At 65.0% G+C, this 19,018-nt stretch carries 16 protein-coding genes; 6 read left to right on the forward strand and 10 right to left on the reverse strand.

All coding sequences use genetic code 11. The features are described from left to right. Positions 1-20: 20 nt before the first annotated feature. The 5 genes from ntrX to dusB all read right to left on the reverse strand — a co-directional run bounded on the left by ntrX (position 21) and on the right by dusB (position 7,310). Positions 21-1,385 carry a nitrogen assimilation response regulator NtrX gene (gene ntrX / locus OPU69_RS15725; RefSeq protein ID WP_060979110.1) on the reverse strand — a complete coding sequence of 455 codons (1,365 nt, stop codon included), beginning with the start codon at positions 1,383-1,385 and terminating at the stop codon, positions 21-23. A gap of 2 nt (positions 1,386-1,387) precedes the next feature. Then, the gene (locus OPU69_RS15730) at positions 1,388-3,649 is read right to left on the reverse strand and encodes a sensor histidine kinase (protein WP_498512309.1); all 2,262 of its coding nucleotides are present in this window, start codon (positions 3,647-3,649) and stop codon (positions 1,388-1,390) included. 147 nt (positions 3,650-3,796) lie between these two features. Beyond that, positions 3,797-5,212 carry a sigma-54-dependent transcriptional regulator gene (locus OPU69_RS15735; protein WP_060979112.1) on the reverse strand — a complete coding sequence of 472 codons (1,416 nt, stop codon included), beginning with the start codon at positions 5,210-5,212 and terminating at the stop codon, positions 3,797-3,799. A 5-nt stretch (positions 5,213-5,217) separates the two neighbouring features. Then, positions 5,218-6,303 (reverse strand): two-component system sensor histidine kinase NtrB, encoded by a 1,086-nt coding sequence (locus tag OPU69_RS15740; protein WP_060979113.1) that lies wholly within the window; start codon positions 6,301-6,303, stop codon positions 5,218-5,220. Further along, entirely contained in the window at positions 6,303-7,310 is a 1,008-nt protein-coding gene (dusB, locus tag OPU69_RS15745) for a tRNA dihydrouridine synthase DusB (protein WP_498512312.1), read from the reverse strand. The genes OPU69_RS15740 and dusB overlap by 1 nt, the downstream gene beginning before the upstream one ends. A gap of 87 nt (positions 7,311-7,397) precedes the next feature. Between dusB and OPU69_RS15750 the strand changes: the two genes are divergently transcribed. The 3 genes from OPU69_RS15750 to OPU69_RS15760 are packed head-to-tail and all read left to right on the forward strand — an operon-like array spanning position 7,398 to position 9,663. Continuing rightward, positions 7,398-8,612: a bifunctional 2-C-methyl-D-erythritol 4-phosphate cytidylyltransferase/2-C-methyl-D-erythritol 2,4-cyclodiphosphate synthase gene (locus OPU69_RS15750; RefSeq protein WP_498512314.1), complete on the forward strand. Its 1,215-nt coding sequence runs from the start codon at positions 7,398-7,400 to the stop codon at positions 8,610-8,612. Further along, positions 8,609-9,163, forward strand: a complete 555-nt coding sequence (locus OPU69_RS15755; protein WP_498512316.1) for a hypothetical protein — start codon at positions 8,609-8,611, stop codon at positions 9,161-9,163. The genes OPU69_RS15750 and OPU69_RS15755 overlap by 4 nt, the downstream gene beginning before the upstream one ends. Beyond that, on the forward strand, positions 9,160-9,663 hold the full coding sequence (locus OPU69_RS15760) for a CinA family protein (RefSeq protein ID WP_060979117.1): 504 nt from the start codon (positions 9,160-9,162) through the stop codon (positions 9,661-9,663). Before OPU69_RS15755 ends, OPU69_RS15760 begins: the two co-directional genes overlap by 4 nt. On the opposite strand, the gene OPU69_RS15765 is transcribed toward OPU69_RS15760, so the two are convergent. Continuing rightward, positions 9,621-10,085 carry a type II toxin-antitoxin system RatA family toxin gene (locus OPU69_RS15765; protein WP_116968511.1) on the reverse strand — a complete coding sequence of 155 codons (465 nt, stop codon included), beginning with the start codon at positions 10,083-10,085 and terminating at the stop codon, positions 9,621-9,623. The two genes, OPU69_RS15760 and OPU69_RS15765, sit on opposite strands and share 43 nt — an antisense overlap. Positions 10,086-10,092: 7 nt before the next feature. After that, the gene (lipA, locus tag OPU69_RS15770) at positions 10,093-11,034 is read right to left on the reverse strand and encodes a lipoyl synthase (RefSeq protein WP_060979119.1); all 942 of its coding nucleotides are present in this window, start codon (positions 11,032-11,034) and stop codon (positions 10,093-10,095) included. A 94-nt stretch (positions 11,035-11,128) separates the two neighbouring features. Here lipA and OPU69_RS15775 point away from each other — a divergent pair, with 94 nt between their 5' ends. Together OPU69_RS15775 and OPU69_RS15780 are read left to right on the forward strand one after the other, a co-directional pair. Further along, entirely contained in the window at positions 11,129-11,749 is a 621-nt protein-coding gene (locus tag OPU69_RS15775; RefSeq protein WP_498512319.1) for a pyridoxamine 5'-phosphate oxidase family protein, read from the forward strand. A 38-nt stretch (positions 11,750-11,787) separates the two neighbouring features. Beyond that, positions 11,788-12,546 (forward strand): NYN domain-containing protein, encoded by a 759-nt coding sequence (locus tag OPU69_RS15780; RefSeq protein WP_060979121.1) that lies wholly within the window; start codon positions 11,788-11,790, stop codon positions 12,544-12,546. Between the two features lie 3 nt (positions 12,547-12,549). Here the strand turns inward: OPU69_RS15780 and guaA are convergent, their stop codons facing one another. The 3 genes from guaA to OPU69_RS15795 all read right to left on the reverse strand — a co-directional run bounded on the left by guaA (position 12,550) and on the right by OPU69_RS15795 (position 16,341). Beyond that, a complete protein-coding gene (guaA, locus tag OPU69_RS15785; RefSeq protein ID WP_498512322.1) occupies positions 12,550-14,115 on the reverse strand; it encodes a glutamine-hydrolyzing GMP synthase in 1,566 nt (521 codons plus the stop codon). A gap of 33 nt (positions 14,116-14,148) precedes the next feature. Beyond that, positions 14,149-15,708, reverse strand: a complete 1,560-nt coding sequence (locus OPU69_RS15790; RefSeq protein ID WP_498512324.1) for a class I adenylate-forming enzyme family protein — start codon at positions 15,706-15,708, stop codon at positions 14,149-14,151. A 102-nt stretch (positions 15,709-15,810) separates the two neighbouring features. Next, the gene (locus OPU69_RS15795) at positions 15,811-16,341 is read right to left on the reverse strand and encodes a hypothetical protein (protein WP_498512326.1); all 531 of its coding nucleotides are present in this window, start codon (positions 16,339-16,341) and stop codon (positions 15,811-15,813) included. A gap of 153 nt (positions 16,342-16,494) precedes the next feature. Here OPU69_RS15795 and gyrB point away from each other — a divergent pair, with 153 nt between their 5' ends. Further along, complete coding sequence (gene gyrB, locus OPU69_RS15800; RefSeq protein ID WP_498512328.1) at positions 16,495-19,008, forward strand: DNA topoisomerase (ATP-hydrolyzing) subunit B; 2,514 nt, start codon at positions 16,495-16,497, stop codon at positions 19,006-19,008. Positions 19,009-19,018: the final 10 nt, after the last annotated feature.

The raw sequence follows: 19,018 nt of genomic DNA on the forward strand, positions 1-19,018 counted from the left end.
TGCGGTTTCTCGCGCGGATTCTAGCGGTCGTGCAGCCCCAGGAGCTTGAGCTTGCGGTGCAACGCCGATCGCTCCATGCCAATGAACTCGGCCGTCTTCGAGATGTTGCCCGAGAACCGCCGGATCTGGATCTTGAGATATTCGCGCTCGAAGCTCTCGCGCGCCTCGCGCAGCGGCACCCCCATCAGGCTGGAAATCCCGGCAGCGCGGCCGCCGTCGCCCTGCACCAGCTCGGGCGGCAGCATGTCGACATCGATCCGCGCCAGCCGTCCGCGCGGCGCCAGAATGATCGTCCGCTCGATGACGTTGCGCAGCTGGCGCACATTGCCCGGCCAGTTATAGCTCTGCAGCGCCGCCATCGCCTCGCTGCTCGTCTCGGGCGGGGTGATCCCGTGCTCGCTGGCAAAGCGGGCGACATAATGTTCGACCAGCGCGGGAATGTCGTCGCGGCGGTCGGTCAGCGCCGGGATTTCCACCGGCACTACATTGAGCCGATAGAACAGGTCCTCGCGAAAACGCCCTTCGGCAATCTCGTTCTCCAGATTGCGCGAGGTGGCAGAGACGAAGCGCACATCGACCTTGATCGGCCGCGTCGAACCGACGCGCGAAAAGCTCTGATCGGTCAGCACGCGCAGGATCTTGGCCTGGGTGGACTCGGGCATGTCCGCGACCTCGTCGAGAAACAGCGTGCCGCCATGCGCGCGCTCGAGCAGACCGGGCGTGGCGAGCTTGCCCTGGTCCTCCTCGCCGAACAGCTCCTGCTCGAACCGGTCGGGGGTCATCCGCGCCGAGTTGACCGTGATGAACGGGCCCGACGAACGCGCGCTCCAGCTGTGCAGCAGCCGCGCGGCTACCTCCTTGCCGACGCCCGCCGGGCCAGTAATCAAAAGGCGACTGCCGCTATTGGCAACGCGCTTGAGTGTGGCGCGCACGGTGTTGATCGCGCTCGAATTGCCGGTCAGCTCGTCCGAGATGCCCAGCTTCTCGCGCAGCTGCGCATTCTCGCGGCGCAGCCTTGCGGTCTCGGTGCCGCGCGAGACCATGTGGATGAGCCGCTCGGCCTCGAACGGCTTTTCGATAAAGTCCATCGCCCCGCGCGAAATGGCGGACACCGCCGTGTCGATATTGCCATGGCCGGAAAAGATGATCACCGGCAGATCCGCGTCGCGCGCCTTGATCTCGTCGAGCAGTTCGAGCCCGTCGAGCTTGCTGCCCTTGAGCCAGACATCGAGCAGCACCAGCGAAGGGCGGCGCTCATCGATCGCGGCCAGCGCCTCGTCGCTGCCGCCAGCGGTACGGCAGAGATAGCCTTCGTCCTCCAGCACGCCAGAGACCAGCTCGCGGATGTCGCGCTCGTCATCGACGATGAGAATTTCCAGGGGCATGTTCAATTGCTTTCCTTGTCCTGCGCGGTCGGGCTCAGCTCGGCCCGGGCCCGGGCCGGTCGCGAAGTCATGGTGGTCATCTTTTCGGTGCCGGAACGCTGATCGTCCGAAGCAGGATCCTGCAGCGCGCCGGCCTGGAGCAGTACCGTATCCATGCGGATCGTCACCCGCGTGCCGCCCTGATCATTGGGTTCGAACGACAGTTCGCCATAATGCTCCTCGACGATCTTCTTGACGATAGCGAGGCCCAGGCCCGTGCCCTTTTCCCGCGTCGTCATATAGGGTTCGACAATACGGTCCCGGTCTGCGGGCAGGCCGATGCCGTTATCGTCGAGCGTGAGCACGAGATACGGTTCCTGACGGAACACGGTTGCGGTGACGGCGCCCGAATAGTCCTGCTCGATCTGCTGCCGCGCCTCGATCGCCTCGACGGCGTTCTTCAGGATGTTGGTGACGGCCTGGCCGATCTGACGACGGTCGCAGCACAGATCGCTGCCCTCGTGCGCGCCTTCCGCGGCGAAGCGGATCGCCGGGTGCGCGACCTCCTGCAGGAAGATCGCCTGGCGAACGAGGTCGAAGAAATTCTCCTCGCGGAACACCGGCTTGGGCATGCGCGCGAAGGACGAGAACTCGTCGACCATGTTGCGCAGGTCGCCGACCTGACGGACTATGGTGTCGGTCAGCTGGCCGAAGGTCGCATCGTCCTCGCTCACCTTGCTGGCATAGCGGCGCTTGAGCCGTTCGGCGGCGAGCTGGATCGGGGTCAGCGGGTTCTTGATCTCGTGCGCGATCCTGCGCGCGACATCCGACCAAGCTGCCTGGCGCTGGTCGACCAGCTGCTGGGTAATGTCCTCGAAGGTGATGACGATGCCATAGGGCTCGCGTACCACGCGGACCGCCAGGGTGAGCAGATCGTTCTCGCGCGAATACTGGATCACCGCCTTTTCGGTCCCCTCGCCCACCAGCCGGGCAAAGGGCGGCGCGATGTCGGAAAGCGTGCAGCCCAGGCAGTGCGCGACCTCGGTTTGCAGCAGCCGCTGCGCGGTGCTGTTCATCAGCCGCACTACGCCCATCGGATCGACCGAGATGACGCCGGCGCTGACCGATTCCAGCACCGCCTCGGTAAAGGCGCGGCGATCGTCGAGCTGGCTGTTCGCGCGGATCAGTGCCGAGGTTTGCTCGGCAAGGCGGCTCGCCATACGGTTGAAGGCGCGTCCCAGCACGCCGACCTCGTCGGTACGGTTGGCGGTATCGACGCGGATGGCGAAATTGCCGGTGCTGATGTCGCGTGCGGCCCCGGCCATGTCGGTCAGCGGACGCACCATCCGGTCGGCGAACTTGAGCGCCGCCCAGAGCGCTACTGCAACGAGCAGCAGCGAGACAAAGAACAGCGCGATGTTGAACTGGACCTGCAGGTTCTGCGAGCGCGAGAACAGCGCCTTGTAATCGGTCAGCACCGTCTGCGCGCGTTCCCACTGGCTGAGCGCCAGCTGGTTCGAGGCGCGCGCGACATAGAGGTAGATCTTGGCCTGGCGATCGATCGGCGTCACCACCTCGATCCGGTCGGCCTCGGCCGAGACGACGGCGGTCTCGCCCTTGTCGAGCTGGCGGATTATCGCCGGGCTGACGCGGTCGGACGAGGTGCGATTGTCGGGATCGACGATCGCGGCGGTGCGCAGAACGCCATCTGCGCCTACCTCGACGATCGCCGACTCGTTCATCTTGCGCCCGGCGACCTGGAAGACATAGGCCTCGGCGAATTCGGGGCTGTCGATCCGCGTCTGCTGCAGATATTGGCGCAGGTCGCTCGCCATCGCGACGGTCTCGGCAGAGACGTCGCGACGCCCTTCCTCGTAATAGCCGCGCGCCAGATCGTTGGCATTTTCCAGCATCGTGCGCGCGCGTTCGGAAAACCAGAACTCGACGCCATATTGGAACAGCAGCGAGGTGATCACGACGACCAGCAGCATCGGGATCGACGAGATCAGTGAGAACAGCGCGACGAAGCGGACGTGGAGCTGGCCGGTGCCCTGCTCTCCGCTGGCATTGGCGCGGCTGATCGCGACACGCCGTCCGATCAGCGCGAGCAGCGCCATCGCAGGCACCAGATTGGCGACGAGCAACGTTGCGGTGACCGGTGCGGGCACCATCGCCTCGCGGCCCTGATAGCTGCTCACCAGCCACCAGGACAGGCCGAGCATCCCGATCAGCAACAGCACGCAGCCGATCTCGAGCGCAGGAAACAGGCTGCCTCGGCGCATCATCACCGCAAACCGGCGGGTCAGACGACTCTTTCTGTTGGGAAGCTGTGCGGCAGACGCGGGCATAGTGTTCAGTTTACAACAGTTGCGTTGCCGGAATACAAGAGCTTTCAGCACATGCGGGGGATATCACCGCATTTGGCAACCGTTTCAGCGCAGCTCGCCGTTTGCCATGCCATGCTCTACCAGTTTCTTGCGCAGCGTATTGCGGTTGATGCCCAGCACCGCCGCAGCCTTGACCTGATTGCCATCGCAGCGGCGCATGATCGCCTGGAGTAGCGGAATCTCGAAGGCCGCCAGCGCCTTGTCGTAGACGGCGCCGTTTTCCGGCCGCTCGGTCAGCAGGAAGCGGCTCACCGCCTGTTCGAAATCGCTTTCCTCGCGGCGCATCTCACCGGTGCCGAGCGCGGGTTCGTCGAAGATGCTGCCCAGCGCATCGGCAGTGATCAGGTCGTCGCGACTCATGATGACCGCGCGGAAGACGAGGTTGCGCAGCTCGCGGACGTTGCCGCGCCAGTTGCGCCGCTGCATCGCCGCGATGGCGCTGTCGTCGAAGCTGCGCCGGGGCAGCCCCTCCTGCACTGCCAGCGCCAAGAAATGGTCGACCAGTGCGGGAATGTCGCTCAACCGGTCGCGCAGCGGCGGCAGGTCGATCGGCACGACATTGATGCGGTAATAAAGGTCCTCGCGGAACAGCCCTGCCTCGATCAGCGGGCCGAAGGGCTTGTTGGTCGCCGCCACGAAGCGCACATCGAGTTCGATCTCGCGATGACCGCCGACCCGGGTGATGCGGCCCGTCTGGAGTGTACGCAGCAGCCGCGTCTGCGCCTGCATCGGCATGTCGCCGATCTCGTCGAGGAATAATGTGCCGCCATGGGCTTGCTCGAACTTGCCGATCGACTGGGCGACGGCACCGGTGAACGCGCCCTTTTCATGCCCGAACAGCTCGGATTCGATGAGTTCGGCCGGGATCGCGGCCATGTTCACCGCGACGAACGGCCCCTGCTTGCGATGGCCGAGCTGGTGGATCGCCTCGGCCACCAGTTCCTTGCCGGTGCCGGATTCGCCCAGGATCAGTACCGACAGGTCGTTGCGCAACACGCGCGTGATCATGCGGTACACGTTCTGCATCGGCGCGCTGCGCCCGACCAGCGGCAGCCCGCTATCGGCGGGGTCGGCATCAGCGTTGCCCGATATGTCACCGGAGCGCGCGATCGCCTGGAGGACGGCGCGGATCAGCTCGTCGAGATCGAAAGGCTTGGGGAAATATTCGTACGCCCCTGCTTCGCTCGCCCGCACTGCGGTGTCGAGCGTGTTCTGAGCCGAAAGCACGATGACCGGCGTGTCGGGCTGGCGTTCGAGCACGTTGCCCAGAGTCGCGATGCCGTCGCCGTCCTCGAGCATCACATCGGTCAGGATCGCGGCATAGCGCTTGTTCGCGACCAGCGCGTTGCGGCGCGCGATCGAGGTGCAATGGTCGACGCTGCAGCCTTCGGCCTCGAGCGCGGCCATGATCACCTGGCTGATCGCGCGGTCGTCTTCGACCAGCAGAATCGATTTGGCCATATGCGTCAGCCCTCTTGCGGTGCCAATGGCAGGAACAGGCGGAAATGCGTGAGCCCTGCCGCCGAATCCCGATCGTGCACGATCCGCCCGTTCATGTCGCGTACCAGCTTCTGCACCAGTGCGAGGCCCAGCCCCTGTCCGGTCTTCTTGGTGGTGACGAAGGGGGAGAAGATATCCTCGGCGATATCGGTATCGATGCCGGGCCCATTGTCGGTCACGCGGATCTCGACGGGCAGCCGGATATAGCGATCGTCGCGCGACAGGCGCAGCCGAACCCCGCTGACGAACTTGGTGGTGAGGGTAATGCAGGCATCGTTCTGCCCCTCCATCGCCTCGCGCGCGTTGGTGATGAGATTGAGCAGGATCTGAACCAGATTGTCGGAATCGGCGAGCACGGGCGGGATCGAGGGATCGAACCGCTCGACAATGCGCACGGTGTCGGGATGCGCGGTCTCGACGATCTCGCGCACGCGCCCCAGCGGTTCGTAGATATTGCACGGCTTCATCGGCGCGGCGGTGCGGCGGGTGAGCGATTGCATCTGGTCGATCAGCAGCGCGATGCGATCCACCTCTGCGGTGATCAGGCCGGAGAGCCTGCGCCCTGCCCCGTCGAGCTGGCGCTCGATCAGCTGCGCTGCGCCCTTGATCGCCGCGAGCGGGTTCTTGATCTCGTGCGCCAGGATGTCGGGACCGCGCACGGCAAAGCCTTCGGTACCCACTTCGCTGTCGAACAGCGGCGATCCTGCACCCGATTCATTCAATACCAGCAGCTGCCAGCCTTCGCCCTGCCCCACCGGGCTCAGTGAGATATCCACCTTGCGCACGCTGGTGCGGCCGATGTGTACGCGCATGCCGTGCGCCGCCAAATTGGTATCTGGCTGATTGAGCGCAGCGCCGATCCGGGCATCGTCGAACTGCAGGAACTCGGACAGCGGACGCCCGACCAGACGGCGCGCGCTCTGTTCGAGCATGTTTTCCGCCGCCGCATTGGCCGCTGCAATCGTCCGGTCTGCGTGCAGCATCAGCACGGCCATCGGCAGGCTCTGCAGCTGCGCGGCGGCGTCCGGCGCCAGACCGGAAAGCGGCTCCATCAGGCGGCGGCGCGGCGCAGCCAGGGGCGGTAGAAGTCGCCAAGCATGGCGAGGACCTGGTCGGGATTGTCGAGCGTGTTCATCTTGTTGCGAAGGTCCGCCGAGCCGGGCAGGCCCTTGGTATACCAGCCCAGATGCTTGCGCGCCATCTTGACGCCCGTCTCGGCCCCGTAATGCTCGAGCATCGCGTGATAATGCTCGACGATTACACCGTATTGCTCGTCCAGATCGGGATCGGGCAGCGTCTCGCCGGTGCGCAGCGCGTGCATCACCTGGCCGAGCAGCCAGGGCTTGCCATAGGCACCGCGCCCGATCATCACGCCGTCTGCGCCGCTCAATTCCAGCGCCTTGCGCGCGTCGTCGATGCTGCAGATATCGCCATTGACGATCACCGGCAGCTTCACCGCCGCCTTCACCTTGGCGACAAACGCCCAGTCGGCGCTGCCCTTGTACATCTGGTTGCGGGTACGCCCGTGCACCGTGATCATCTTCGCGCCCAGATCTTCTGCGATGCGCGCGAGCTCGGGCGCGTTGAGGCTGTCATGGCACCAGCCCATGCGCATCTTGACCGTGACCGGCACCTTGACCGCATTGACCGTGGCCTCGATCAGCTTCGCCGCGAGCGGCAGGTCGCGCATCAGCGCCGATCCGGCATCGCCATTGACCACCTTCTTGACCGGGCAGCCCATGTTGATGTCGATGATCGCCGCCCCGCGATCCTCGTTGAGCTTGGCCGCTTCTGCCATTTCCTTGGGGCCGCATCCGGCGAGCTGCATCGACACCGGTTCCTCGACCGGGTGCCAGGCCGCCTTTTGCAGCGACTGGCGCGTCTCGCGGATCATCGCCTGGCTCGCGATCATCTCGGTGACGTTGAGGCCCGAGCCATAGCGGCGCACCAGCGTGCGGAAGGGCATGTCGGTCACGCCGGTCATCGGCGCGAGCAGCACCGGCTCGTCGATCTGGAGCGGGCCGATCTGGATCGGCTTGAGTGGAGGTTCTTGGGTCATGGGGATATGATGCCTAATATTTAGGCAGCGCACATAATCGCAAAGCCGCTGGCGAGCAAGCGGCACTTGGTCTATGCGCCCTGCCCGATGAACGATGCACCGTCCCTTGTGGGCCAGCCAGGCCTTCGCCGCACCGCGCTGATCGTCGCGGCAGGCAAGGGGCTGCGCGCCGGGGGCGATATTCCCAAGCAATATGCGCTGCACCAGGGCAAGCCGCTGCTGCGGCACAGCGTCGAGGCTTTTGCACGTTGGTCGCGCGAATGCGCCATCCTGGTGGTAATCGGCGAAGGGCAGCAAGCGCTGGCCGAGGCGGCGCTGGCAGGGCTTGATGATGTCAGCTTTGTCACCGGCGGTGCGGAGCGCAGCGATTCCGTCCGCGCCGGACTGATGGTGATCGCGGCGCAGGGCGGCAGCGACCGGGTGTTCATCCATGATGCCGCGCGCCCGCACCTGTCCGCTGCGGTGCTCGATCGGCTGGACGGGGCGCTGGACATGCAACCCGGCGCGGTGCCCGTGCTGCCCGTGGTCGACAGCCTTGCGCGCGGCGACTGCGGGTTGATGCAAGCTGCGGTCGATCGCGCGGGTCTGTGGCGCATTCAGACCCCGCAGGCCTTTCATTTCGATGCGCTTCTTGCGGCGCATCTCGCCTGGCCCCAAGGTGCGCTGGCGACTGATGATAGCCAGATCGCGCGCGCCGCCGGGCTAGACGTGGCGCTGGTCGAGGGCGATGAAGCGCTGAAGAAGATCACCTTTGCCGAGGATTTCGCAATGGATATTCCGCGCACCGCCACCATGCCCCGTACAGGCTTGGGCTATGACGTGCACCGCTTGGCGGCGGGCGAGGAGCTCTGGCTCGGCGGAATCCGGATCGAGCATGATCGCGGGCTGGTCGGGCACAGCGATGCCGATGTCGCGCTGCACGCCATTACCGATGCCCTGCTTGGCGCGATGGCACTGGGCGATATTGGCGAGCATTTTCCGCCGAGCGATCCGCAATGGCGCGGCGTGGACTCGGCGCGCTTCCTTGCGCATGCCGCCTCGCTGGTGCGCGGCAAGGGCGCCGAGATCGCCAATATCGACCTCACGATCATCTGCGAAGCGCCCAAGATCGGGCCGCACAAGCTGGCAATCCAAAGCCGCATCGCCGACATCCTGAAGCTCCACCCCGATCAGGTCGGGGTCAAGGCGACCACCACCGAGCGGCTCGGCTTTACCGGGCGTGGCGAGGGTATCGCCGCCCAGGCGGTCGCCACTGTCCTCGCCCCCTTCCCTTCTCCTTCAGCACAGGATGCCAGTGCATGACCCGCTTGCTTCGCCGCATGATGCCCAGCCTGACCGCGCTTGCGGTCACTGCCACGTTTGCCTGCCAGACTGCGCATGCCGCGCAGGTGGCCAAGTGCCTCACCCCGGCGGAAGCGGAGTCGGTGGCCGTCAGTGCGCTGCCCGACGCGCTCAGCAGTGCGCAGAAAGCCTGCGCTCCGCATCTCCCCGCGCGCTCGGCGCTGCGCAACGCAACCACCCGTATATCGCAGGTTTATCGTCCCGCAGCGGACAAGGCCTGGCCCAATGCCGGCCGCGCCTTCCTGTCGGCGGTCGAACTTCCACTCCCCGAGGGCACCAGCCCGGACGTGGTGCGGCCACTGTTGCTCGCGACGATCAGCGCGCTGGTCGAGCAGGAGATCAAGCCCGAGGATTGCGGTACGATCGACGAATTCTACTCGGCGCTCGAACCGCTCCCGCCGGAAAATGTCGGCAAGCTGCTGGTCGCATTTCTGAAACTTGGCGAGAGCGGAAAGAAGGCGGGACAGGCCAGGCCCACCCCATTCAAGATCTGCGAAGGTGAAAAGCAGTGACCAGCCTGTTCCCGCCTGCGCTGACCGATCTTGCTGCGCGCGTCGTCGCGGAAAATGCCGCTGCCGGCCGCAAGGTCGTGCTGGCCGAAAGCTGCACGGGAGGCCTCGTCTGCGCAGCGATCACCGAGATCCCCGGCAGCTCCGGCGTGCTCGAGCGTGGCTTCGTCACCTATTCGAACGAGGCCAAGATCGAGTCGCTCGGCGTCAGCGCGGAACTGATCGACACGTTCGGTGCGGTGTCGGTGGCGGTCGCTTGGGGCATGGCGCGCGGCGCGCTCAAGCATTCGGATGCCGATGTCGCGGTCGCGATCACCGGCATTGCCGGGCCGGGTGGCGGATCGGAAAGCAAGCCGGTGGGAACGGTGGTCTTCGCCTGCGCGCTGCGCGGTCAGAACGAGAATGACATCAGCGCCGAGCAGAAGAATTTCGATCCCTCGCTCAGCCGCTCCGAAATCCGTCAGGAAGCGGCGATGGTGGCGCTCGAACTGCTGCTGCCGTAAAGCTCGGCCGCGCGGGTCTCGAACGCGCTCACCATCTTGCGGAAGGCGCGGTCGAAATACTGTCCGGCGAGTGATTCGAACAACCGGTTCTTGAAGTTGAACGAGACATAGAAATCGACCGTGCAGCCGCCCTGCCCGTCGCTGGCGAACTGCCACACATTCTCGAGATTCTTCAGCGGCCCGTCGAGATATTCGACCTCGATCTTTTCACCCGGCTGCTTGCGCACGCGCGAGGTGAACTTCTCGCGCAGCTGCTTGAAGCCGACGACCATGTCGGCGACCATCTCGTGCGGACTATCCGACTTGACACGGGTCGCGATCACCCAGGGCAGAAATTCTGCATAGCGCGCGACATCGGCGACCAGATCGTACATCTGGTCGGGCCGGAAGGGCAGATGCCGGGTTTCGCGGTGCGAGGGCATGATCGCCTCAGCGCGCCGCCTGCTTGGCCAGCTTCGCCTCTCGCGCCGCGCGCATCTCGGCGAAATCTTCGCCGGCATGATAGCTGGAGCGCGTGAGCGGGCTTGATGCGACCTGCAGGAAGCCCTTGGCGCGCGCGATCGCGGCATAGGCATCGAACGCCTTGGGGGTGACGAAATCGATCACCTTGGCGTGGCGCGGCGTCGGCTGCAGATACTGGCCCATGGTGAGGAAATCGACATCGGCTGAGCGCATGTCGTCCATCACCTGGTGCACCTCGAGCCGTTCTTCGCCCAGGCCCAACATGATGCCCGACTTGGTGAAGATCGACGGGTCGAGCCTTTTCACCATCTCGAGCAGGCGCAGCGAGGCGTAATAGCGCGCGCCGGGGCGGATGGTCGGGTAGAGCCGGGGGACGGTTTCCAGATTGTGGTTGTACACATCGGGCCGCGCCGCGACGATCGCTTCGACCGCCGCCTCGTGCTTGTTGCGGAAATCGGGCGTGAGGATCTCGATCGTGGTGCTCGGCGTGGTGCGGCGCAGCGCCTCGATCACCTTGACGAACTGGCTCGCGCCGCCGTCAGCCAGGTCGTCGCGGTCGACCGAGGTGATGACGATATGCTCGAGGCCCATCTGCGCGGCGGCATCGGCGACATGCTGCGGTTCGTTCACATCGACCTTGCGCGGCATGCCGGTCTTGACGTTGCAGAAGGCGCAGGCGCGGGTGCAGACGTCGCCCAGGATCATCACCGTGGCGTGCTTCTTGGTCCAGCACTCGCCGATATTCGGGCAGGCCGCCTCTTCGCACACAGTATTGAGGTTGAGATCGCGCATCAGCTTGCGCGTCTCGTTGAACCCCTTGCTGGTTGGGGCCTTCACCCGGATCCAGTCGGGCTTGCGGACACGGGCCGGTCGGCCTTCGGGCGTCTCGATGGGCGTGATCTCGTTCATGCTGCGCGCTTTAGCGCAGGGGCAAGCGCACTTCCACTGGTAAAAGCTTGGGGTGAGACTAGATCGGCTTCTCGCAAGAAGAAGGGGTGCCGCGATGAATCCGCTGGATGAGGTGATCGACGATCTGGACGAGGTGCGCGCCGACATCTTCCGCCGTCTCGGGCGCGCCAGCAAGGACCGCCGCAGCGCGATGCACACGCCGGTGATCGGCACCGTCCGCGTCGATGGCACGCCCAGCCAGCGCGTCATGGTGCTCCGCGCGTTCGATCCGGCGACAGCAACGTTGCGCTTCCACACCGACTCCAGAGCTGCAAAGGTCGACGAGCTTGGCGATGGAGCGCCGATCTCGGTGCTCGCCTATGATCCGGGAGCGAAGCGCCAGTTCCGTCTGTCGGGCACCGGACGGATCGAGACGGACGGCGAAACGGCAGATAAGGCCTGGAACGACGCGACGCTGTTCGCGCGCCGGTGCTACCTCGCCGATCCCGCACCGGGCACGCTATCGGACATGCCGATATCGGGCCTGCCTGCCGATATCGAGGGCCGCAAGCCGGAGGACGATGCCGAAGTCGCCCCCGGCCGCGCAAATTTCGCGGTGCTGCTGGCCCAGATCGATACGATCGAATTCCTCCACCTCGCGCACACCGGCCATCGCCGCGCGATCTTCCGCTTGCAGCCGGATGGCAGCTGGCACGGCCAGTGGCTGGTGCCATGACCCGTTGCATTTGAGCGCGGCAGCGGCCACCGTCTGCCATGGCAAAAGAAACCCCCCCCAATATCGCCCTGCTGATCGATGCCGACAATGCCAGCCCGGCAGGCATCGACCCGGTGCTGACCGTGCTGGCCGAGCTGGGCACCGTGAATATCCGCCGGGCCTATGCGAATTGGCGCAAGCCCGCACTCAAAGGCTGGGCGGATATCGTCCACAAGTTCGGCATCGAGCCCCAGCAGCAGTTCGATCTGACCAAGGGCAAGAATGCGACCGACATGAAGATGACGATCGATGCGATGGACCTGCTGTTCCGGGGTCGGGTCGACGGGTTCGGGATCATGAGCTCGGACAGCGATTTCATGCCTCTTGCGCAGCGCATCCGGCAGGATGGTCTGCCGGTCTATGGCTTTGGGGGTGAAAAGACCCCCGAGGCGTTCAAGCAGGCCTGCACCCGCTTCATCGATGTCAACGCTCTGATCAAAGTGCAGAGCGCCGAAAAGAAAGCGGAAATCGCTGCGTCATCCAGGGCGCCGTCCAAGCCCGACCCGAAGCCTAGCGCGGGTGGCAGCCCCATCGACGATGATGTCATCAAGCTGCTGATCGACGCTTATCAGGCAAGCAAGCGCGACGAACGCGGCTTCGCCTCGCTGAGCGAGGTGGGCAAGCTGGCCGGCAATCGGTCCAGCTTCGACGTCCGAAACCACGGCTTTGCGCGACTGCTCGACATGTTCGAGGCTTCGCCGCAGTTCGTCACCGAGCGGCGCGACAATGGCGGGCTTTTCGTCAAGCGGCTGCGATAAGGTTCATTCCCACTCGATCGTGCCGGGCGGCTTCGAGGTGTAATCGTACACCACGCGGTTGATGCCCTTGACCTCGTTGATGATCCGCGTCGCGGTGCGCTGCAGGAAGCTGGCATCGAACGGATAGATGTCCGCGGTCATGCCGTCGGTGCTGGTGACAGCGCGCAGCGCGCAGACGCTGTCATAGGTGCGCCCGTCGCCCATCACGCCGACGGTTTTGACCGGCAGCAACACGGCAAAGGCCTGCCATATCGCGTCGTACAGGCCGGCATTGCGGATCTCGTCGAGATAGATCGCATCGGCCTTGCGCAGGATGTCGCAACGCTCGCGCGTCACCTCGCCGGGGATGCGGATGGCGAGGCCGGGGCCGGGGAACGGGTGGCGGCCGACGAACACGTCGGGCAGGCCAAGCTCACGGCCCAGCGCGCGCACCTCGTCCTTGAACAGCTCGCGCAGGGGCTCGACCAGCTTCATGTTCATGCGCTCAGGGAGCCCGCCGACATTGTGGTGGCTCTTGATTGTCACCGAAGGTCCGCCGGTGAACGAGACGCTCTCGATCACATCGGGATAGAGCGTGCCCTGCGCCAGGAACTCGGCCCCGCCGATCTTGCGCGCCTCGCTCTCGAACACGTCGATGAATGTCTTGCCGATGAACTTGCGCTTCTGTTCGGGGTCGGTGACCCCCGCCAGACCGCCCAGGAACAGCGCCTCGGCCTGCACATGCACCAGCGGGATATTGTAATGGCCCTTGAACAGGCTGACGACCTGATCGGCCTCGCCCATGCGCATCAGGCCGTGATCGACGAACACGCAGGTCAGCTGGTCACCGATCGCCTCGTGGATCAGCACCGCCGAAACCGCGCTGTCGACCCCGCCCGAAAGGCCGCAGATCACGCGCGAGCTGCCCACCTGCGCGCGGATTTCTGCGATCTTGGCAGCCTTGAACTCGGCCATCGACCAGTCGCCGCGGCAACCGCAGACGTGCCGCACGAAATTGGCGATCAGCTTGCCGCCATCGGGCGTGTGGACGACTTCGGGGTGGAACTGCATCGCGTAGAAGCAGCGCTCGTCATCGGCGATCACCGCATAGGGCGCGCCGGGCGAGGATGCGACGGAGCGGAAGCCCGGAGCGAGCGCGGTGACCTTGTCGCCATGGCTCATCCAGACCTGATGCGCCTCGCCTTCCTTCCACAGGCCGTCGAACAGTCGGCAGCGGTCGGTAATCTCGATGAACGCGCGGCCGAACTCGCCGCCCTTCTCGCCGCCGCCCTCGACCGTGCCGCCGAGCTGCTGCGTCATCACCTGCTGGCCATAGCAGATGCCCAGGATCGGCAGCCCCGAGTTGAGGATCGCCTCTGGTGCGCGCGGGCTGCCATCCTCGGTCACCGATGCAGGCCCGCCCGACAGGATGATGCCCTTGGGCTTCATCCGGTGGAACGCGGCCTCGGCGCTGCTGAACGGGGCAATCTCGCTATACACCCCCGCCTCGCGCACCCGGCGGGCGATAAGCTGCGTCACCTGGCTGCCGAAATCGACAATCAGCACGGATTCGTCATGGGCGATGGTCATGGATGAGCCGATAGTTTGGCTACCCGTTCGAGTCTAGCCTGCAGTCTCAGCCAGCATCGCGCGCAGGTCGGTTTTCAGGATCTTCCCGATATGGCTGCGCGGGAGTTCTTCGATCGGGTAGAGCGCGGACAGGCGCTGGGTCTTGCCGAGCTCGGCGTTCACGTCCGATAGCAGGGTGCCGAGGTCGAGCGTATGTCCCGGCGCGGCGACGACGAAGCCGACCGGTGTCTCGCCCCAGCGTTCGGACGGCATGCCGACCACGGCCGCGTCGGCGACGCCGGGCTGCTGCATCAGCACCTCTTCCAGGTCCTTGGGATAGATGTTGAAACCGCCCGAGATAATCATGTCCTTGGCGCGGCCGACGATCTGGACGAAGCCGTCCTCATCCATGATGCCGATATCGCCCATCCTGAACCATAGCTGGCCATCGGCGTCGCGCCATTCCATTTCGCGCGTCTTGTCGGGCTGGTTCTTGTAACCGCTCATCATCGTCGGTGATCGGCCCACCATCTCGCCCTTGGAGCCGGGGGGCAGCTCGTTGCCATTCTCGTCGATCACCTTGAGCTCGTGCCCCTTGACCGGCTGGCCGACGGTATGGAGCTTGTCGGGGAAATTGTGCGCCTGGAGCATGCAGACGACGCCGCCTTCGGTCATGCCGTAGATTTCGACCAGCCCGCCGGGGAAGCGGCGCAGCGCCTCGGCCTTGAGTTCGGCGCTGAACGGGGCGCTGGTGCAGAACTTGATCTGCATCGAGGACAGATCATGCGCATCGAATGCGGGATCGGAGAGCAGCCGCTGATACTGCACCGGCACCAGCATCGTGTGCGTCGCGCGCATTGCTTCTGCCGCCTTGAGCCATTGGCCGACATCGAACTTGCCCATCAATCGCGCGAGCCCACCATGCACCACGGTCGGCAGGAATACCGCCAGCGTGGTGTTCGAATAGAGCGGGGTCGAGAGGATCGAGCGCGCGTTCTCGCTGTAGATCGACTGGAAGCCCGCGACCGACTGCCGCCAGCGCATGGCGTGCGAATGGACGATGCCCTTGGGCGTGCCGGTGGTTCCGCTCGAATAGATGATGTTGAACGGATCGCCCGGTTCTGGCGGGGCGATGTCGAGGGCGGTGCCCTCCGCAGCCATCCAGCTGTCCATCGCTGGCGCATCGCCGTCAGCCGCATCGAGCATGATGTGGCGCGCACTGCCCAGATCGACACCGCTGGCGATCAGCTCTGCGCGTTTCTCACGGTCGATGAACAGATGGATCGCGCCCGAATCCGCCAGCATGTTGGCGAGCTGGCGCGGCGTCGCGCTGGTGGTGAGCGGCGCGGCACAGCCCCCGGCCCGGATCGCACCGAGATAGGCGAGCGCATAGGCGACCGACGTCGTGCCCAAAATCGCAACCGCCTGGCCACGCTGCAAGCCATCGGCGAGCAATTGTGCAGCGATACGATCAACGCGCGACGAAAGCTCGGCCCAAGCGATCTGGCTCGTCCCGTCATCAAGCGCAGGAGCGTCAGGGCGCTGCTGACCCCAGGCCGCGATGATGCCGGGCCAGTTGCCGAATTCCTGCTCAAGCTCTGCGCGAATATCCATGACATGCCTCTCCCACTGGCAGTTGCCCTGCCGCTGCGAAGACTATGCCGAGCGGCAGCGCGCGAGGAAAGAGGTTATCGTGAACGTCAAGTGCTGAGCGGGTCAGCGCGCGACCATCGCGACAAAGGTGCTCTCGACCCAGCCGCTCTGGCAAGGGCCGGCATAGGCGCGCTTGCCGCGCACGGGAGCGGTGACGCCGCAATCGACGCCCGGCGCGGATGGCGTTGCTTCAGCTTGGGTCGCTGGTGCAGTGGTGGGAGCCGCAGGCACCGGCTTGGTCCCGTCCTCGCTCGCCACCACGACCCCCAGCCATTGCTGGTCGAGGCTGCGGGTGCAGATGAAGACGTGCGCGTCCTCCGTCAGTTCGCCGATCTGCTTGGCATCGTCGAACGGTGCATCGCGTACCGCCAACTTGCCGCCGCGCAGATTGCCCACGCGTCCGCGGCCCTGACAGGCGGCAAAGCGCGTTCCGCCCTCGCCGATATTGACCGCGCGCGCGGTCGGGCTGGGCTCGGCTGCATCAAGCCGCTCGCCCGCCTGCACGCCGCCGGGAGCGCGCTTCTGCGCAGGCTCGGGATCGGCGCAACCGGCGAGCGTCAGGGCGATGGCGAGGGGCAGCAGGGCAGCTTTCATGGTCTCTTGCTAAAGCCTTCGCAGTCCGCATTCAAGCAAGCTGCGTCGAGCCCATGGATGCGGGAAAGATGCCTGCCTGGGCGTGATCGAAAATATGTGCAAAACCGACCGGTAATGCTTGGGTTTCGGCGGGCGCGCGGCTATGGCAAATTCATGACAGATACCAGCAATACCCCCACCGAAAACAACCAGAACCCCGCCAACACCAACAGCTATGGCGCAGACTCGATCAAGGTTCTCAAGGGCCTCGACGCCGTGCGCAAGCGCCCCGGCATGTATATTGGCGATACCGATGACGGTTCGGGCCTGCACCACATGGTGTTCGAGGTGTCGGACAATGCGATCGACGAGGCACTGGCCGGGCATTGCGACCGCGTGCTGATCACGCTCAACCCCGACAATTCGGTGACGGTCGAGGATAACGGCCGCGGCATCCCCACCGGCATCCATCCCGAAGAGGGTATTTCGGCCGCCGAGGTCATCATGACCCAGCTGCACGCGGGCGGAAAATTCGAGAACACCAGCGACGACAATGCCTATAAGGTATCCGGCGGTCTGCATGGCGTCGGCGTCAGCGTCGTCAATGCGCTGTCCGAATGGCTCGAGCTGCGCATCTGGCGCGACGGGCAGGAGCACTGGATGCGCTTCCGCCATGGCGATGCCGAAGCGCCGCTGGCGGTGATGGGCCCTGCCCCCGACGGCAAGAAGGGCACGCAGGTCACCTTCCTGTTCTCTGGCGAGACGTTCAAGAACGTGCAGGAATATGATTTCGAGAAGCTCGAGCATCGTTATCGCGAACTCGCCTTCCTCAATTCGGGCGTGCGCATCGTGCTGCGCGACGAACGCCATGCCGAGGCCAAGGAGCACGACCTCTATTACGAAGGCGGCATTGCTGCGTTCGTCAAATGGCTCGACCGCAACAAGCAGCCGCTGATGCCCGATCCCATTGCGATCTCGGGTTCGCGCGACGATGTCACCATCGACGTCGCGCTCGAATGGAATGACAGCTATTACGAAAACGTCCTGTGCTTCACCAATAACATCCCGCAGCGCGACGGCGGCACGCACCTTGCGGCTTTCCGCGCGGCGCTGACGCGCACGCTCAACGGCTATGCGGAGAAGTCGGGGCTGCTCAAGAAGGAGAAAGTCTCGCTCACCGGCGATGACATGCGCGAGGGACTGACCGCGATCGTTTCGGTCAAGCTGCCAGATCCCAAGTTCAGCTCGCAGACCAAGGACAAGCTGGTCAGCTCCGAAGTGCGCCAGCCGCTCGAGAGCCTGATGGCCGACAAGATGGCCGAGTGGCTGGAAGAAAACCCCGCGCACGCCAAGGCGATCGTCGCCAAGATCATCGATGCCGCAGCCGCGCGCGAAGCCGCCCGCAAGGCGCGCGAGCTCACCCGGCGCAAGGGCGCGATGGACATTGCCTCGCTGCCGGGCAAGCTTGCCGACTGCCAGGAGCGCGACCCTGCCAAGTCCGAGCTGTTCCTGGTCGAGGGTGACTCGGCAGGCGGATCGGCCAAGCAGGGCCGCGACCGGCATTATCAGGCGATCCTTCCGCTGCGCGGCAAGATCCTCAACGTCGAGCGCGCGCGCTTTGACCGGATCATCTCGTCCAAGGAGGTCGGCACGCTGATCCAGGCGATGGGCACCGGCATCCGCGACGATTTCAACCTTGAAAAGCTGCGCTATCACAAGATCGTCATCATGACCGACGCAGACGTCGACGGCGCGCATATCCGCACGCTGCTGCTGACCTTCTTCCACCGGCAGATCCCGGAGATCATCCGCGCCGGGCATTTGTACATCGCGCAGCCGCCGCTCTACAAGGTGAGCAAGGGCAAGAGCGAGGTGTACCTCAAGGACAATGACGCGCTCGACCAGTATCTGGTCGATGCCGGGCTGCAGGGCCGCGTGCTCGAAACAATTGGCGGGGCCCGCGGCGGCGAGGATCTGCGCGAACTGATCGAGCATGCCCGCCGGATGAAGAGCCTGATGACCTATATCCCGCGGCGCTACGATCCGCTGATCGTCGAAGGGCTCGCGCTGGCCGGCGCGCTGACGCCCGACATGCCGCAGGGCGATCGCCAGGCAGCGGTCGAGAAGGCCGCGCAGTGGATGGGCGGAGCCGATCCCGAAGCACGCTGGCAGGGCGAGATTTCGGCCGAGGGCGGCTATCACCTGCAGCGCTTCTGGCGCGGAGTGACCGACCATCATGTCGTCGATCTCGCGTTCCTCAACAGCGCCGAGGCGCGCAAGCTCCACCGCGTCGCGGGCGAGTTTGCGGATGTCTATCTGAACCCAAGCCGCTTGGTAAAGGCCAGCTCGGCCGCAGCTTCGAACGCCGAGACGGGCGAGGACGATGCCGAAGAAGCGGTGGTCGCCACCGGTCTCGTCATCAACCGCCCTTCTGCGCTGCTCGATGCGATCCTCGCGGCCGGGCGCAAGGGGCTGGCGGTGCAGCGCTACAAGGGCCTGGGCGAGATGAACGCCGAGCAGCTATGGGAAACCACGCTCGATCCCAACCACCGTTCGCTGCTGCAGGTGAAGGTCGAGGATGCCGATGTGACGGACGAGGTGTTCACCCAGCTGATGGGCGATGTCGTCGAGCCGCGGCGCGACTTCATTCAGGAAAATGCGCTGAACGTCGCCAATCTGGACGTCTGAGGTTCGGAGC

This window comes from Blastomonas sp. 34TW (assembly GCF_059803595.1).

Excerpts from the sequence above, each read along its gene's own strand:
- OPU69_RS15795 (WP_498512326.1), bottom strand. The coding sequence starts at position 16,341 with ATGAAAGCTGCCCTGCTGCCCCTCGCCATCGCCCTGACGCTCGCCGGT.
- OPU69_RS15775 (WP_498512319.1), top strand. The coding sequence starts at position 11,129 with ATGAATCCGCTGGATGAGGTGATCGACGATCTGGACGAGGTGCGCGCC.
- OPU69_RS15790 (WP_498512324.1), bottom strand. The coding sequence starts at position 15,708 with ATGGATATTCGCGCAGAGCTTGAGCAGGAATTCGGCAACTGGCCCGGC.
- dusB (WP_498512312.1), bottom strand. The coding sequence starts at position 7,310 with ATGACCCAAGAACCTCCACTCAAGCCGATCCAGATCGGCCCGCTCCAG.
- OPU69_RS15755 (WP_498512316.1), top strand. The coding sequence starts at position 8,609 with ATGACCCGCTTGCTTCGCCGCATGATGCCCAGCCTGACCGCGCTTGCG.
- OPU69_RS15750 (WP_498512314.1), top strand. The coding sequence starts at position 7,398 with ATGAACGATGCACCGTCCCTTGTGGGCCAGCCAGGCCTTCGCCGCACC.
- guaA (WP_498512322.1), bottom strand. The coding sequence starts at position 14,115 with ATGACCATCGCCCATGACGAATCCGTGCTGATTGTCGATTTCGGCAGC.
- gyrB (WP_498512328.1), top strand. The coding sequence starts at position 16,495 with ATGACAGATACCAGCAATACCCCCACCGAAAACAACCAGAACCCCGCC.
- OPU69_RS15730 (WP_498512309.1), bottom strand. The coding sequence starts at position 3,649 with ATGATGCGCCGAGGCAGCCTGTTTCCTGCGCTCGAGATCGGCTGCGTG.
- ntrX (WP_060979110.1), bottom strand. The coding sequence starts at position 1,385 with ATGCCCCTGGAAATTCTCATCGTCGATGACGAGCGCGACATCCGCGAG.
- lipA (WP_060979119.1), bottom strand. The coding sequence starts at position 11,034 with ATGAACGAGATCACGCCCATCGAGACGCCCGAAGGCCGACCGGCCCGT.
- OPU69_RS15765 (WP_116968511.1), bottom strand. The coding sequence starts at position 10,085 with ATGCCCTCGCACCGCGAAACCCGGCATCTGCCCTTCCGGCCCGACCAG.
- OPU69_RS15740 (WP_060979113.1), bottom strand. The coding sequence starts at position 6,303 with ATGGAGCCGCTTTCCGGTCTGGCGCCGGACGCCGCCGCGCAGCTGCAG.
- OPU69_RS15735 (WP_060979112.1), bottom strand. The coding sequence starts at position 5,212 with ATGGCCAAATCGATTCTGCTGGTCGAAGACGACCGCGCGATCAGCCAG.
- OPU69_RS15780 (WP_060979121.1), top strand. The coding sequence starts at position 11,788 with ATGGCAAAAGAAACCCCCCCCAATATCGCCCTGCTGATCGATGCCGAC.